General features: G+C 40.8%; 14 protein-coding genes and 1 pseudogene. 3 read left to right on the top strand and 12 right to left on the bottom strand.

What is annotated here, in order from left to right; all coding sequences use genetic code 11:
• Positions 1-370: 370 nt before the first annotated feature.
• The 6 genes from ABJL82_RS15550 to ABJL82_RS15525 all read right to left on the bottom strand — a co-directional run bounded on the left by ABJL82_RS15550 (position 371) and on the right by ABJL82_RS15525 (position 8,756).
• The gene (locus ABJL82_RS15550) at positions 371-1,105 is read right to left on the bottom strand and encodes a type 1 glutamine amidotransferase (RefSeq protein ID WP_347275622.1); all 735 of its coding nucleotides are present in this window, start codon (positions 1,103-1,105) and stop codon (positions 371-373) included.
• Positions 1,106-1,293: 188 nt separating this feature from the next.
• Complete coding sequence (locus ABJL82_RS15545) at positions 1,294-2,586, bottom strand: glucose-1-phosphate adenylyltransferase (protein ID WP_347275621.1); 1,293 nt, start codon at positions 2,584-2,586, stop codon at positions 1,294-1,296.
• 132 nt (positions 2,587-2,718) lie between these two features.
• Positions 2,719-5,730, bottom strand: a complete 3,012-nt coding sequence (locus ABJL82_RS15540; protein WP_347275620.1) for a M28 family peptidase — start codon at positions 5,728-5,730, stop codon at positions 2,719-2,721.
• Positions 5,731-6,138: 408 nt separating this feature from the next.
• Positions 6,139-7,635, bottom strand: coding sequence for a hypothetical protein (locus tag ABJL82_RS15535; protein WP_347275619.1), 1,497 nt, complete (start codon positions 7,633-7,635; stop codon positions 6,139-6,141).
• A 48-nt stretch (positions 7,636-7,683) separates the two neighbouring features.
• Entirely contained in the window at positions 7,684-8,538 is an 855-nt protein-coding gene (locus ABJL82_RS15530; protein WP_347275618.1) for a diguanylate cyclase, read from the bottom strand.
• Positions 8,529-8,756 (bottom strand): hypothetical protein, encoded by a 228-nt coding sequence (locus tag ABJL82_RS15525; protein ID WP_347275617.1) that lies wholly within the window; start codon positions 8,754-8,756, stop codon positions 8,529-8,531. Before ABJL82_RS15525 ends, ABJL82_RS15530 begins: the two co-directional genes overlap by 10 nt.
• Before the next feature lie 41 nt (positions 8,757-8,797).
• Here ABJL82_RS15525 and ABJL82_RS15520 point away from each other — a divergent pair, with 41 nt between their 5' ends.
• Positions 8,798-9,265, top strand: a complete 468-nt coding sequence (locus tag ABJL82_RS15520; RefSeq protein WP_347275616.1) for a helix-turn-helix domain-containing protein — start codon at positions 8,798-8,800, stop codon at positions 9,263-9,265.
• Between the two features lie 132 nt (positions 9,266-9,397).
• Here ABJL82_RS15520 and ABJL82_RS15515 read toward each other — a convergent pair whose 3' ends face one another.
• The 6 genes and pseudogenes from ABJL82_RS15515 to ABJL82_RS15490 all read right to left on the bottom strand — a co-directional run bounded on the left by ABJL82_RS15515 (position 9,398) and on the right by ABJL82_RS15490 (position 12,168).
• Positions 9,398-9,718 carry a hypothetical protein gene (locus tag ABJL82_RS15515; RefSeq protein ID WP_347275615.1) on the bottom strand — a complete coding sequence of 107 codons (321 nt, stop codon included), beginning with the start codon at positions 9,716-9,718 and terminating at the stop codon, positions 9,398-9,400.
• A gap of 32 nt (positions 9,719-9,750) precedes the next feature.
• Positions 9,751-9,855: pseudogene (locus ABJL82_RS15510) on the bottom strand (DUF4160 domain-containing protein); the annotation flags it as partial.
• 447 nt (positions 9,856-10,302) lie between these two features.
• Positions 10,303-10,665, bottom strand: coding sequence for a DUF5615 family PIN-like protein (locus ABJL82_RS15505; RefSeq protein ID WP_347275614.1), 363 nt, complete (start codon positions 10,663-10,665; stop codon positions 10,303-10,305).
• Positions 10,662-10,889, bottom strand: coding sequence for a DUF433 domain-containing protein (locus ABJL82_RS15500; protein WP_347275613.1), 228 nt, complete (start codon positions 10,887-10,889; stop codon positions 10,662-10,664). Before ABJL82_RS15500 ends, ABJL82_RS15505 begins: the two co-directional genes overlap by 4 nt.
• A gap of 761 nt (positions 10,890-11,650) precedes the next feature.
• On the bottom strand, positions 11,651-11,908 hold the full coding sequence (locus tag ABJL82_RS15495; RefSeq protein ID WP_347275612.1) for a type II toxin-antitoxin system RelE/ParE family toxin: 258 nt from the start codon (positions 11,906-11,908) through the stop codon (positions 11,651-11,653).
• Positions 11,905-12,168 (bottom strand): CopG family ribbon-helix-helix protein, encoded by a 264-nt coding sequence (locus ABJL82_RS15490; protein ID WP_347275611.1) that lies wholly within the window; start codon positions 12,166-12,168, stop codon positions 11,905-11,907. The genes ABJL82_RS15495 and ABJL82_RS15490 overlap by 4 nt, the downstream gene beginning before the upstream one ends.
• Before the next feature lie 1,076 nt (positions 12,169-13,244).
• Between ABJL82_RS15490 and ABJL82_RS15485 the strand changes: the two genes are divergently transcribed.
• Both ABJL82_RS15485 and ABJL82_RS15480 read left to right on the top strand, forming a co-directional pair.
• Positions 13,245-14,690, top strand: a complete 1,446-nt coding sequence (locus ABJL82_RS15485) for a glycosyltransferase family 39 protein (RefSeq protein ID WP_347275610.1) — start codon at positions 13,245-13,247, stop codon at positions 14,688-14,690.
• 238 nt (positions 14,691-14,928) lie between these two features.
• On the top strand, positions 14,929-16,170 hold the full coding sequence (locus ABJL82_RS15480) for an SDR family oxidoreductase (RefSeq protein ID WP_347275609.1): 1,242 nt from the start codon (positions 14,929-14,931) through the stop codon (positions 16,168-16,170).
• Positions 16,171-16,174 lie beyond the last annotated feature (4 nt).

Genomic DNA, 16,174 nt, shown 5'->3' with positions numbered 1-16,174 from the left:
GACTAATTGAGTCTAAAACAAAATCTATGTGTCCGGGAAGCAGAATGAAATCATTATAGGTAATGCCTTCTCCCCCTTCAAAAAGTGTTTTTGCGTCAAGTCCGTTCGGCGGCATGGGTGTGTTATTTACCTCCAGTTAAATGTTTAGGAATTTCAATATTTTTGTAGAGACGCATTGCATGCGTCTTGAAACTGTTGTACGTAATGAAAATGCTGACACAACAAAGAGACGCATGCAATGCGTCTCTACATTAAATCAATAACACAAGGGTATAGTTTATGTCAAAGATAATTATAAAACCCGGTTAAGTGGTTAAGTGGTTAAATGGTTGAAACGATTTGACTAATTGACTATTCAACGATTTGACTATTACGGCAGGGAGTAACTCTTTCTTTTCAACAGGTTGGCAGAGGAAAAGAGGTTCACATAGAATCGTTCTGCCTGTTTGAGGTATTCGCCTTTCAGATTATCATAATCTTCAAGCATTTTCTGTTTACCGGCAACTATACCCTTCAAAGACTCCAATTCACCCTCGTATGCTTCTGCCCATTCGGCAATCATGTCCCTTGTCACTTCAACATGGAATTGTATGCCGTAAATATTCCTGCCGTATTTGACCGCCTGATTTTCACATAATTCTGAGGTAGCAATCTTTTTCCCGCCTTCCGGTATATTGAAGGTATCTCCGTGCCACTGGTATACGGTTATTTCCCGGGGGAAATTTTTGAACACATTATCCTTCAATCCCTCTTCATCAATAGAAACCGTGTAAAATCCGATTTCCTTTTTTGGATTTTTTGATACCGTGCCGCCGCTAGCCTTTACCATAAGTTGAGCCCCCAGGCAAACGCCTAAAAAAGGAATATCCTTCTTTATTACTTCCTTAAGAAAAACATTTTCCTCCGCTAAAAAGGGATATTTTTCCTCTTCATACACATTCATAGGACCACCTAGACTCACCACCATTTGAAAAGTTTTTTTTAACTCCGGCAGATTATCTTTATTTGAAAGGTCAACAATTGTGTAAGAAATCTTGTTATCTTCCAAAAAGTCTCCAATAGTACCAGGACCTTCAATATCAATGTGTTTTATGAATAAAATCATAATGCTTATCCTGAAAAAATACTACAATTAGAAAAACATACTACCAACCCGGGCTGGTTAAATCATCCACTTTGACAAAATATTTTCAAAAAACTAAAGTGTTACAAAATTTCAAAAATATAAGTCTTATAAGCCCTATATGACTTATATTTTCTATTTCTTGCTTGTTTGTTTCTGGCTATGCCAGCTTAGGAATTTTCAATTAAGACGGTATTTGATGGTATAACACTCCCTTTGGGAATAATGATAATAGAATCACGTATCATGTAATTTTCCGCATCAAATGTTTCTATCTTTTTCGTATTTTCTATATGAACGTTTTCTCCAATATGAACGTTTTTGTCAACAATAGCGCCCACGATTTTTGTGTTTTCTCCAATTCCGATGTTCGGTATCCCTTTCTCTCTGTTGGCGCGAATATTTTCCTTTGTTTCATAATAATCGGCGCCCATAACCACGGAACTTCTGATCGTAGTGTTTTTCTCTATTCTTGTTCGAAAACCAATCACCGAATCACTTATTTCCCCACTATCAATAATACACCCGTCGGCTATAATAGACCTTATAATCCTGCAATTGTTTATAATAGCTCCGGGGAGGGACAGTGGACTGGTATATATTGGGTTTTTTTCGCTGTACAAGTTAAACCTCGGACGGAAGGTTGCCAATTCAAGATTGGCCTCATAAAATGATTTAATTGTCCCGATGTCCTCCCAATATCCGTCAAATAAATAGGCATGGACTGCTCTTTCCTTTATAATTTCAGGAATGATTTCCTTTCCAAAATCAGGTTTTTGTGATTTTTTTAATACCTCTTTTAATACGCCAATGTTGAATAGATAAATACCCATCGATGCCAAAAGCGTTCTCCCTTTTGGTTCAACCCCCCTTTTCTCAAAAAATGACGCATCCAAAGAAAGCGAATCGATAATTGCTTCATCTTTCGGTTTTTCAGAAAAACCAACAATGCGTCCCTGTTCGTCTATTTTTAAAAGGCCCAGGGCTTGGGCATGCCTCCTTTCCGCAGGGATGGCAGAAACACTCACTTCAGCGCCAGACTTGATATGTTCCCTGATAAAATGCTGATAATTCATTCGATATAACTGGTCACCGGAAAGAATCAATATGTATTCGATATTTGGTTGATCAAAGAAACGCAGGTTCTGGCGGACGGCATCCGCAGTGCCCTGATACCAGTCCAAACTGCCTATAGTTTGGTTTGCCGCAAGGATTTCGATAAATCCTTTTGAGAAATTATCAAATTTATATGACCTTGTGATGTGCCGGTGCAGGGAGGCGGAATTAAACTGGGTCAAAACATAAATTTTATTTATCCCTGAATTCAGACTATTACTAACCGGGATGTCAATCAACCGGTATTTACCGGCAAGAGGCACTGCGGGTTTTGATCGTTCTTTCGTAAGGGGATAGAGCCTCGTTCCGCGTCCCCCACCTAAAATAACAGAAATTACATTATCCATATTATTACCTCTGCTTTAAGTTGTGTCGTTGAATCGTTGTAGAGACGCACGGCCGTGCGTCTCTACATAAATTTAGCACTAATGTGTCTTTTTAAAAGTAATACAATAAATAAGAAATTCGCTATGGCACATTTACTTCTTTGCTTCCGGGATAACGGTGAGTGTGCCGCTCGTTCCGTTTCTTAAATATTCAACCGTTACCGGCTCGCCAATTTTTATAACGTCAAGGGCATATTTGTAATCATAGATATTGGTGATTTTCAGTTCGCCGAATCTGACAATAATATCTCCATCCTGCAGACCTGCTTTATCTGCGGGGCCTCCAGCCTTAACGCCGCTCAGTTTCAGGCCTTCAATATCTTCTGTGGTAAAGTCGGGAATGGTACCTAAATATATTCTTCGGGAACCATGCAGGCTTTCAGGCGGTCCTGAACTCTTTACTTTAAAATAGTCGGGTCGCTCCGGACTCTTTACCAAATCGGAAATGATATTCTTCGCAAATTGGGCGATCTTTGCCATACCTTCATAATTGAGGGTTTCGGTATCATCGGTCGGCCGGTTATAATCGTCGTGACTTCCGGTAAAGAAGTTCATGATAGGGACGCCTTCCCGGTAGAAGGGTGTGGCGTCTGTCGGCAGATAGGGGTCGTGCTGAAGTATGAGATTAAAGCCTGACATGATATTGCGCTTTTCAAACATTTGAGGCCATGATTTTGAGGAACCCGCCCCCTGGATAATGAGTTTGTTGTCTCTCAGCCTGCCCACCATATCAAAATTTATATATGCGATTGTATTTTTCAAGGGAAAGGCGGGGGTTTTTATAAAATGAGAGGAACCCAGCAGTCCCATTTCTTCACCCGACCAAAACGTAAATACAATTCCCCGTTGTTTGTCTTGTGGATTTTTTTTGTATATTTCCGCCAGAGCAGCCGCCAATTCCAGCACTACGGAAACGCCGGAGGCGTTGTCATCTGCCCCATTATGTATCATCCCCTCTTCTCCTTTCCTCGCCAGGGATTCAGTACCGCCGTGTCCAATGTGGTCAAGATGCGCACCAACGAAAATGTATTCGCAATCATCTTTGCCGTTGGCAGGTGGCAGATATCCGATAACATTGTGATCTGACGTTTTTTCACGTTTTACAGCGGTGGAAATAGTTGCTTTTATTCCATGCATTGCAAAAGCGGTTTGGGCTTCAGGTTTTTCAATGTCCAATTCAGATTGAACAGTAGCAATATCTTTTCCAATAAAGGAAAAGAGCGCCTTCGCCGCATTGCCGCTTATTGACGCGGCTACAATGCCAGAATCTGCCGATGTATTATCAAAGGTAAGTGGAAGCAGTTCTCCCGCATCCGGGGAGTTTGGACCCGTGACCACCAGCAGCGCCTTTGCGCCATGTTCCCGCGCAATCATGGCCTTGTAACGCAATCCTGAATAACGGTTCAGATCGTGGCGTCTCTTCATTTCAACTTTTTCGGGGATATAATTAAGGACAAGAACCACTTTATCTTTTACATCAATGCCCGCGTATGAATCATAACCTGCGCCGTCTTCAGCCGGCATGGAGATGCCGTATCCTGCAAAAACCACTTCACCTTCGGCTACACCGCTTGCAGTAAATGAAAGTGGACGAAAATCCTTCTCTAATTCAAAAGATGTTGTGTCGTTTATTTTGCCGTTTTTGGCAATGTGAAGAAAATTACCTTCCGGTATAATTTCCACGCCTGAAGTAAAGGGAAACTCCTGAAAGTAGCCGCCATTTTCACCAACAGGCAATATCCCGATTTTTTCAAGCTGATGTGCAATATAATCAGATGCCATTTTGGCGCCTTTTGTGCCTGTCAGCCTTCCTTCCAACTCGTCAGAAGCAAGGTATGCAACGATTGTATGCAAATCTTCCTCCGTGATTTTAGGCGAAAAGAGGTGGTCTGTTTTTTCAGTAAAGGAGAAGGACTTCGAAGATTCCTGTGAAGTGATTCCCCCTGTCCCTTTCTGAAGCTCCAATGCCGGTGGCGTTTCTGACTGTTTTAGTAAAGGCGAAGCATTGAGTGCGGAGAGCGCTTCTTCGTGATTCCAGTCGGCGATAAAAAGCTGAGAATTTTTCTGCGGTGTCCGGTTTGAAGTCCATACGAGTTTCTTTCCATCCGGGGAAAAGACCGGAAGTCCGTCAAAGCCGTCAGTAAAAGTGACGCGGACGGGTTCTTTTTTGCCATGAACATCAACAATAAACAGTTCGCAATTGGCAAATCCGTACTTATTTGAGTGAAAGATTACATAGGTATTGGAAGGGTGATAATATGGCGCCCATGACATAGACCCGAAATCGGTTAATCTGCGTTTGTCGGAGCCGTCCAGGTTCATTGTATAAACATCTGCCAATAAACCGTTTTCTTTGAAATGACGCCAAATTATGCGTTTTCCGTCAGGGCTGAAAAACGGGCCTCCATCATAACCGGGCTGATGGGTCAGGCGGGTTTGCCCGGAGCCGTCTGCATTCATAGTGTAGATTTCACCGAAGTATGAGGGGTCGGTTTCAAAGCGTTTTTTATCCCCGGCGGAAAGATTTTCGACTGGATATGCGTCACGCAATGAACAAAAAACAATCTTGCTGCCATCCGGAGAATATGCCCCTTCGGCATCATAGCCCAACGCATCCGTCAGGCGTTTCAGATTGCTTCCATCACGTTGGGCGGAAAATATATCATAATGTTCGTCATAATCCCAGGTAAACCTCTTGTTTTCCCCGGAAGCGCGGATATCAAATTCTGCTTTTTGTTTTACCGTTGCTTCGGGATCAAGGTGTGTGGAAGCAAAAAGCGCCTCATTTGAACCTGGCCGTATAAACGAGCAGGTGGTCTTACCCGTTCCGGGTGATACCCGATTAGTATCTCCTGTTTCAAGATCTAAAAGGTATATCTGGAAAAACGGGTTATCAGTTTCCCGTTCGCTCTGGAATATAAGGGCATTACCGTATTCAGAAAAATAGCCCTCGCCAGAACGTTTGCCCTGGTAGATTAATTGCCGGGTATTTTTAAGGAATTGTTCTTCTTCTACGCCATCTCCCAGAGTTATCAAAGAATAAAATGGGATTGATAACGTTACGATGAAAAGAGTTAATATTGTGAGTAAATTCATGCGTTTCATTGTGAGACGCTCCTTTTTATAAAAAGGGTTGTAAAAAAGGCAGTGAAAATGAATGGTAATTACCGGTAAAAAATCATCTGAATGAAAGAAACATTTTTCGCATTGTAACGGGTAATTGTAGAAAAAGCAAACAACGACTTTGTTGATATATTGTGTTGAATTTCGGGGAAACTTGTAACTATTCAGCGCAATCCTTAGCACAGCCTTTGACCGCAACCAAATTCGAAATACGAAACAAATTCAAATGACAAAAAACTAAAGTGTTACAATATTCCAAACTTGTAGAGACGCACGGCCGTGCGTCTCTACTAATTAATGCATTACACCTGTGCAGATGGTATTTTTACAAAAAATCGGGAATACTCCCAGTCAGGTTGATGCGTATGAGACCGCACCCTTCCTACATTTTCAACCTTGGCAGTGTATCTCGTCCGCCGTATGAGTTTCATCATCTGCAATTGAAATCAGACTGCCGCGCATATTTTCCACAATAGCCCCTGAACTGCAATATTTGTCATATATTATACACTCTATTTTACCGTCGGGTCTTTTATGATATCTCACCTTATCATTCTCCAGGGCTGGGTAGTATTTTCCCCCAATGTCTTCATACAAATCCACCCTGAATATTTTTTTACCGGAAAAATGTTTTGTATTTCCTTTGAGAAAGAGAAGCCCGCTATCTTCGCAAACGGCGTATCTGCCGTTTGGATTTTTATACCCTACATAATATTTCCCTACATCTTTGTAATAGATATCCGCATTGCACGGATACAGCCTTCCTTCCACGATCTCGTAGAATTCGTTTTTTACAATTTTGTAATGTTTTCCCATATCGCATAATACCCATTCTGAGGCAAGCCGGTCTGGGCTGTGGGTTAGTATGGTTTTTCCCTTTTCCAGAACGGTATGTTCCGGAAACCGGTAATCTGTGTGAAAAATGCCGTTTCGCACGGCGATGTCGTGCATTACAACGCCGTTACTATAGTCATTCATTGCCGCATGAAACCGCTCTTCGCTCCATACCCGTTCGATGTAGTCATTTATATCTCCGTAAATAACGGCAGCCGATTCAAATTCTTTTTTTGAAGTGGTATGACGCTGTTGTTTTTTTTCTGTATACAGTTGTTCCCAAAGTTTTGTGTTATGCACTGTGTCGGAACTGAAAATGAGGGTTTCTTCCGCCGTTTTAAACTTTATACCAATACATGGAATACCGTGCCATACCGATGTCTTGAATGCCTCTATGGTAAATCCCTCTTTATCGTGATAAACATTTTTATCCGATTCATAAAAGACAGATGATGAGAATGGATAGAATACTTCGGGTTCGACCCATTCTTTATATTCAGGATCCTTAAAGAGCAGTCTTGGTATTCCTGTTTTCTTGCTTATGATAATTTTCGCTATGTCAGGGTTTGAGGGATTACCCTTTGAATCTGATGCAAAATAGCAATAATGTCCGTTTCCCATATCTTTGGAAACAATCTTGTATTTTGCCCTTGGTCCGATAATGGTGTGGTCGATATAATCTTCGTATGCAATATCAATCACCCGTCTTGAATTTGCGTAAAGGCTGCGGTCGAGGGCTGGACCGGCTGCCCTGAAAATCTCTCCGTTTATTTCTTCAGCAGTAAGAAGCTGCACCTTGCATCCAATATCAGGAGCATATTTATTAAAAAGGGTCAGGTCGGTAAACCACCGTTTGTGGTCATCGTGGCAATGAGTAACGATTACTCCCTTTATTGCTTCCAATCCATTACCACCTATCGGCTGAAAGAGGGGCGACCCGCAATCCACAAGATAGGTGGAATTGCCGATGGTTACCTTATAACCAATGCTTTTACCCATTCTTGAAAAGGGGGCGTAATATCCAAGCGCATTAACTTCGATTCCTGTAATCATGTATTTTCCTTTACGTGTAAAAACCCGAAGGTATTCCGTCCCATCTCCTCACAATGGTACCTGGCGGTATCGGGCTTTTTTGATCAGATTTTCTGCATCACTGGCATCTAAAGGATACACGGCAATACCTACGGTCGGGGTTATGTAAACTTCGCGTTCTTCAAGTTGGAAGGGAGAGGACATCGCGTTAAAAATTTTGTGTGCAACAAAGGCAACATCCTGCGGTTGAGGAATGTTTGTGATAATAAAGGCAAATTCATCTCCGCCCCAGCGTGATATGGTATCGCACTCACGCACGCAGACTTTTAGCCGATCTGCTACTGCCTTGAGTGCCTGATCTCCATAAGTATGCCCCATTATATCATTAATGACTTTGAACCTATCCAGATCGAGAAACATTACTGCAAGCATCCGTTCGTTGCGCTGCACATGGAACAGTTCGTGTTGCAAACGGTTGTAAAACAGCCTACGATTTGGCAGATTAGTCAGGGTATCGTAATACGCCAGGTAGTGGATATGCGCATCTGGCTGTTTTTTATCGGTTATATTTTGATGTACCGCAACAAAGTGAACTACCTTTCCCTGCATATCCCGAAGCGGGGTGATGGTTTGCTCCACAGTGTAAAATCCGCCATCCTTCCGGCGATTTACGATTTCTCCACGCCAAACCTCTCCTAAAAGTATGGTCTGCCAGATACTTTGATAGAATGAAGCATCGTGTTTGTCTGACTTAAACAGAGACGGCGTCTGGCCATAAACCTCTTCTGCCGTATAGCCGCTAAGCATGGTAAATGCATTATTAACCCACTTAATACTGCCATTACAATCGGTAATAAAAACTGCATGACCTATTGACGCCATTGCGGTACCTTGCAGAAGTAATAACTGTTGGTCTATTGCCATATGCGCTCTGCAGCCGAATTCCACATAGTAACGCGTCCTTTTGCATCCAGGGCGATGATAGCCAATAGAGCTACTTGTATAAAGGTTTGAAGAGTGTGGTTGATTTCTTGCATTGCTTCTTCTGCGCGCTTATGCGCAGTAATGTCTTTAGTCATCCCCGATATAACGCATCCTTCAAGTGTTGCAGGATTAATTGCTTCGATAGAGTCAAGTGACATCACTTGCATGCTAACAAACTCAGATAGGTAGTATATAACCCATGGTTATATATGTCAATAAAATGATATCGCTCAAGGTATTTGACCGTTTTATAACACCATGTTATAAACTTTTTATGAAGAAAAATATTGTGGGAAGCAATTTACGGCTAATCAGGGAAAGGCTTGGAATTACACAGGAAGAACTGGCTTTAAGAAGTGGCTTAACCCAGGGTTATATAAATTTTTTAGAGAACGGAAAGAGGGGATATAGTGAGAGGTCTTTAGAAAAGATTGTGACTGCCCTCGGAATTCAGATATCCGGACTATTTGAAGAAAAGACAAAAGAAGAACAGGCTATCGTGGCTGAGCAAGCCATACCATACGGCAAAAGAAGGCGTATATACGACACGATAATCAGCCTGTTAGAGAAACTTCCTGCGCCAGTAATCGACCACTATAAAATACTGCTCGAAGCAGAGGTAGAAATAAGAAACAGAGACTCGGTGGATTGGCAGGAAAAATCGTAATTCAATTTTTAATTTTGTATTTCAAGGTTTGTATAAATTGGTAACAATTTAGTTTTTTGAAACCGTAGGGACGAAGCATTTGCAATAACCGGCATACATGCGTTCATGCTCAAACATGCAAATGCTTCGCCCCTACACCGTAATGTTTCTATCATCTAAAAACTCTTCTGGTTCAGCGTGTTTGCCATGCTCCCACATGAGCGAGAAGAACCAAATGCCACTTTCACCGATGCAGAAATCTGCAGGTGTGAATGTCATCTTCGAATCAAGCGGCGCCTCTGGCCGTTCAGGATTATACTCCGCCTGCCAACCAAACAACTCTCCCTTCCAGGGCATTCCTTCAGCATGCAATTTAGCCGCAAATTCTCTGACTTCATCCAGGTTTGGAATGACAATAGGAATGACAGAGATATGATTTTCGTGTGTCTTGATTTTAACTTTCGTGGTTGCCACGTTTCTTCTCCTCTTTTTCGCCATATTTCTAAAACGTAATTTTGATATTCTGCCAAAATTCTTTCAATTTCAGCCAGTTCGTGATTGCGGAAACCCCCCCTCGATTTAGCTAATCTGACAGACGTTATCCAATACTTTACTTCCTTTTTGTTTGGCTATACATCCATTTGTATATACCCCAAATAGGGTATTTACAGAGGTATAATTTCTAATATGCTATGTGATATTGATTTTTCGCAACATTTTAGTTTTTTGAAAAAGCAGAATGCTTTTTCCCAAGTTCCGCAGACCGTGTCAAATATTAAATTTTAAATGTTCGATTCTCAAATTGTTGCTCATTTGCCTCTATTCTTTTTCATTGAATATTAAAATAGGGACAGAAAACAAGAATCACAGGAAATTAAAAACTGATTTTCCTGAATCTCCTGTTTTCTTCAGATGTTAAGGAATACATGAAAGGACGAAATTCTAACAGCTACTCATTTTGAAATGTCATCTACTTACTTTTCCAAATCTCACAAAATGGTCGCTGTCCCTATTTTCTGCTATGTGGATAAACAAGGTTAAGAGGTGAAAGTTGTTCATCATCTTGTTGACCTTCTTATCCGTATACCTTCCGGAGTAATAATAACCAGATTCCCTTTTACGTCTTCCGCCTTGATAAACTGGTAATATTTTTTGAATATTGTGAGTGTCTCATCAACGGGTCTTTTATAAATTTTAGCAACAACAATTCCTCCACATCTTTCGGGAGGAAATCTGAATATTCTTGTAAAATCTTTATCCATGGTAATAATAACCATGTTTTCCTCGCACGCCTTTTCATATACCTCATCATCTGAAATACCGGAAAGGCCGCAATCCCTGATACTCAGCACATCATTCCCTAAAGACCTTAAATAATCAATGATTGGCTCAAAAAGATTTTCGTCAGCAAAAATCTTCACGCTATAACCCCGGCTTCTTCATCAGCAAGAACTGCTGCATAATTCAGGCATGCCCTAATATCTTTATCAGTAATGTTGGGATATGCCTTTTTTATACCATCAAAATCTTCTCCTGCTGCAAGAAGGTCAAGTATTATATGTACTGCTATTCTTGTACCTTCAATACAGGGTTTTCCACTGCATATCTTTGGATCAATCGTTATTCTCTCAATTGCCGTATTCATTTTTCACATTTCCTTTCTGTTTTAAAACGTGCGTTCAGTACTCTAATTACTTTTTCTATTATATTATAACAAATCCACTAACTGATTTCTCAAATTGATTTTGAGACACCTGCGGACTATAGGCATATTTTCCATCCAGAAAGATAGGGACAGCGACTATTTTTTGTTGCCGAAAATAGCCGATATCCCTGTTTTTGTGAAGGATTGCAAGGAATGACGGGTGAAGAAAAAAGTACAAAAAAGCTACGGAAAACAAGAATCACAGGAAATTAAAAACTGATTTTCCTGAATCTCCTGTTTTCTTCAGATGTTAAGGAATACATGAAAGGACGAAATTCTAACAGCTACTCATTTTTGAAATGTCATCTACTTACTTTTCCAAATCTCACAAAATGGTCACTGTCCCTATTTTCTGCTATTTTCTGTGTATTAAGCTTCCGCCTGCTCCTGATTCATCAATATCTATAACTATAAAAAGAAAGGAAGAAATCAATCCTGAGAACAATTTTTTTATATCTCATTTGAAATGGGTCATTGGTACAATAATTTCTATCATTGGACTTTATTTAGTTTTTTTAAGAAAATAACTTTACCTGATAGGTCGGGTTGAACGTAAGTGAAACCCAACAGCTACCGTTTGCGATATTTAACCGTTGGGATGCGCTTCGTTTTCTCTTCGAGTTGTGCCTCAACCTAACCTTACAAAACTATCGCACACCGCTTCGGCAAATCACTCATAACTTCTCCGGCCATTGCATTGCTCAATGCAGCACACGAAGAATTTCTACCACATTATTTTTTACGCGGTAGGGAATGATGTAAGGAAGACCTGAAACAACAAGCTCTCGCGTTCCTTCTACTCTTCCTGGCCTTCCTATGCCCTGATATTCTTTAAGGCTGTCAACGCTATTCTTAATACGCTCTGCAACATTCCTGGCAGCATTTGGATTATCATTTGCAATGTAATCCGATATCTCTATAAGATCATCAACCGCATCACGTAACCATCTTATTCTCATCCCGGGGGTTTCTTCTCATTTTTTGTGCCCCATGAGTCAAGCCACTCTGCAACATCTTCGTGGTCAATGAATTTAGCATCGGGCTGGTCAGCCTTCGTAACTGCTTTTTCAATCTCCCGTATCTGCCATTCGTTAGCCTCAATAAATTCATTGATTGCCGTGGACACAAGATAGGACTTTGATCTTGCCATAGCCGCAGCAAGACGTTCAAGCCTTTGCTTTGTCTTTTCGTCTATTCTTATTGTTAATGTAGTGCTCATTTCCGCACCTCCTTTTAATACACAATAACACTTTGTGTTACATTGTGCAACGCTATAATTTCTCCTCATTTGTCTCAATTAACTGAAAACTTCCTTTAAGGCATCCACGACTACTTTTGCAACCTCAATCAAAGCTGCAAATGTATTAAAATGCAATACCAACGATTTTTTGCAATCCGTCAGGATATCAGGTTCACATAAGCCAAATTTATTATCTGTCTGGTTGCTGTCAATGTAGAGACGCATTGCATGCGTCTGGAAACTGCTGCGCGTAAAGAAAATGTTGATACAACGGAGAGACGCATGCAATGCGTCTCTACAAAAATATTGAAATTCCTAAATATAGATATAGAAGAATAACCAGGATTAAATATTTTAACAATTTCATTATTCCGGTATAATCCCATTTTCCCTATAAATATATCAGTATGTCTCGTTTGTCTTTTACAAACGGGAGCATTCCCGATTTTTTGTAACTGTTAATGGGGTTAGAAAGAAACAACCCTGACAGGATTCCAAACCCTGTCAGGGTTAATCAAGCAAAATCCTTGTGATACAATACCTGTCATCTGACAGGCAGGTACAAATATTTGCAAAGAACTGGAAATGCCCCCCAAACTGCTGTTCGGGAACGTAATGGCGACGGAAACTACATTCGCGGGTTCAGGTTTGTAACCGTTCGGCTGAGCTCACGACGAAGCCTGAACCAAACGTTTTATGCTTCTAATCCCGCCTTCTATTAGCAGAAAAATGACAAATAAATCCCGGATGACAAACAGGGTTTTTACCGCAGTACATGACCACACTATACGCATAAACTCATAGGTTCAGGTTGCAAACCTGAACCCGCCTGGAATCGTGTAATGTTTACGCTGAATAGTTACGAAAACTTACAAAAAATCGGGAATGCACTCTTTATGAGGGCACTGATATTGCATTACATAGCTAATGCTGCCCTTCCTATATAGACAAGGGCAAACCACAGAATTTCTACCACTACACGTTTTATGAAATTTTCTTTTATTATTAAAATAACAGCCCTTTTTTTTCTCTGCCTTTTCCTGCGATTTTTCCTTGTGGACAAATACCTGGAAAATGAAGACAGTATTAACTTTGCCATGGGGCTTCATGATTATGATATTTCCCTTCATCAACCGCACTTCCCGGGCTATCCTGTATATATTTTCATGGCGTCTTTGTTTTTAAAAATATTTCACAGCGATGTTTTAGCGCTGACGTTGCCGGGCGTATTTTTTGGAAGCCTTACGATATTTCCTCTCTCCTTTCTCGCCCGCAGTATGTTTGCTGAAAAAACGGCTATCCTGACTGCCATCCTTTACATAATAAATCCTTTATGCTGGATGCAGTCAGAAAGACCTGCTTCCGACACTACCGGTACGTTTTTTATACTATTGTCCATAAAATTCCTTTTTTCAGCCTTTTATGCCGCCCGTTACGGGGCGTGTAAGCAGAATTATGGGAAAAATGCTTCCGTTTCACACCGTCCTTTTTGGTATGTGAAAAAGAATACGCATTTATATGGCGGATACTGTCTTTTCTTTGGCAGCTTGTTTTTAGGTATTGGCCTTGGGGTCAGGCTTTCGTATTTTCCCTTTGTTCTTTTATGGATGGGAACTTTGCTGTATTACGCCTTTCACCGGATACATCTTGAAATGAATAGCATCTTTTTTGGCGTCACAGGACTTTTCGTTGGTATATGCCTGTGGTTTATTCCTCAAATAAATTACACGGGGATTACCCCTTTTTTTTACCACGCTTTTTCCTTTACGCATGGACATTTTACGGATTGGGGCGGCTCTGTACTCACCTTTGGCGGATGGGAAAGGGTGTTGTGTATTGTCCGGCCTTTTTTGGAATTCGGGTTAGGCGACTGGCGGCATACCCTTTATTATTTCAATGTCATTCATTTCGCTATTGCTGCGCTTTCCATATTATTCGCCTTTCGATTCTTTCCGGCAGACAGTAGACGGTTTTTCTGCATAATGTACGCAGTTCCCTACATGATTTGGATAATCTTTGGGCAAAACGTTGCAAACCCACGCCATTTCCTGCCGCTGCTCCCATTAATCCTAATGGTTATTGCGTTTGGATTAGGGGAAATATGCGAAGTTTGGGGAAAAAGACTTTTCCTGATCATTGTTACAATGCTTATTATTGCGACCTCTTCACTATCTCTTACCGCAATTATCAAACATCGCCGCAGCGTCCCGTCATCAACACAACTCATTCATTATATTCAAACACATTTCAAAAATACCTCAGTCAGAATTTATTGCTTTGATGGGGAAAAAAGGTTCTTTGATTATTATCTGCCGCACTGGGATGCGAGGAACGTAAGGGAAGTGTCGGATATCTATTTTGACCTTCAGTCATCACTCGTTAATCCTGAAACCATTCTTATCGTACAAACAGGTAAAAAAAATTCTCCGCTAGACAAACAATTTTCGCACATCGTTACGTTTGAAGGATTTTCACTATTTGGAATTTTTCAAAAAAACTAAATTGTTACAACGATTGTAATAATTACAAATAGCACATGTAATTGTTACACATTTTAGCCCTCTAAAAGCCTCCATTTTCTCCGAAAAATAAAAACCATTTCCCATAAGTATCGATGTATTATTGCCATACAACTCTATAGCAACTTTACACAATACATGGCACTATCATTGCTTATGTTAGCGGCATATATATTTTTCTATTCATATGAAAATAATACCGTTAGTAAAGACGATGAGAATGAAAACACTGCTTATTACAGGAGCAACCGGATTCCTTGGCGGTTGCCTTGCAGATAAATATCTGGAGGAAGGATATAGTCTCAAGATTATTGCAAGAAATCTACGGGGAGTGTCGTTAAAGGAGAAGATGGATAAAATCTTCCCGGATAAAAGGACAGAGGAACGAAGTGCATTTTCTGGTCGTATTGAACTACTTGAAGGAGATATTTCAACAGAAAATCTGGGATTATCTGAAGCAGATTATTTACGGCTGGCAGGCGCTGTTGATATGGTGGTGCACTGCGCTGCCGCCACAAAATTTGAAAATGATGCGCACGATATTCTTACTCAAACTAATATATATGGTTCGTTGCACGTCGCCGGATTCTGCGCACGGAAGAAAATCAAGCGTTTTCATTATGTGAGTACTGCATATGTAGCGGGAAACAGAAGAGGAACCGTCTTTGAACATGAGCTTGAGAAAGGGCAGAAATTCAATAATAACTATGAACAATCAAAATATGAGGCGGAAAGACGCATCTCTTCTTTCGCAAAACAACAGGGTATTCCGTTAACAGTTTACCGTCCCAGTATTATTGCCGGCGATTCAATAACAGGGTACACAAAAAACTACGATAATATTTATGCATTTTGCAGGGAGCTTGTTTGTCTTAATGATTATGAAACACGAAGGAAATCAGGAAACGACAGCCTTATTCAGGGAAGGCATGAGGTGCGCCCTGTTTCACTGAGAATCCCCGGCGATAAACACTGCACTATAAATCTTATCCCGTTAGACTATGCGGCAAACGCTATTTTCCATATCTCCAAACAAGAGGAGAGCGCAGGCAAAATATTTCATATTGTCAACCCCTCTCCACCAACAATAGAAGAGATTGCGGAATGGTTAAAAGTTGCCACCGGTATTTACCGCATAAGTATTGTCTCCCAACATGAATTCCGCGCCTCCGCACCAAATGTATTGGAAAAGTGTTTTTCCCGGAAAACCAAGGCGTTTCAGCCATACTTGTTTGGAGAGGCTTGTTTTGATTCCACAAACACAAGGACATTTCTCGCAGGTGCAAAAATAGATTGTCCATTAATAACACAGGAGTTTATTAACCGCAGTATCCAATATGCAATACAAACAAAATGGGGAAAGAAAGGAGCAGCCAGGGAATACAGAGAAATAGAATATAAACCGGAAAGAGCAGGAGACCGCCAAAAGACCGGCAACAATGGTTTGGTGTTAAACATATGAGCGA

Origin of the sequence: Candidatus Kuenenia sp. (assembly GCF_039794105.1) — a bacterium.
Lineage (GTDB): Bacteria > Planctomycetota > Brocadiia > Brocadiales > Brocadiaceae > Kuenenia.
This window is presented reverse-complemented; position numbering and strand designations above follow the sequence as displayed.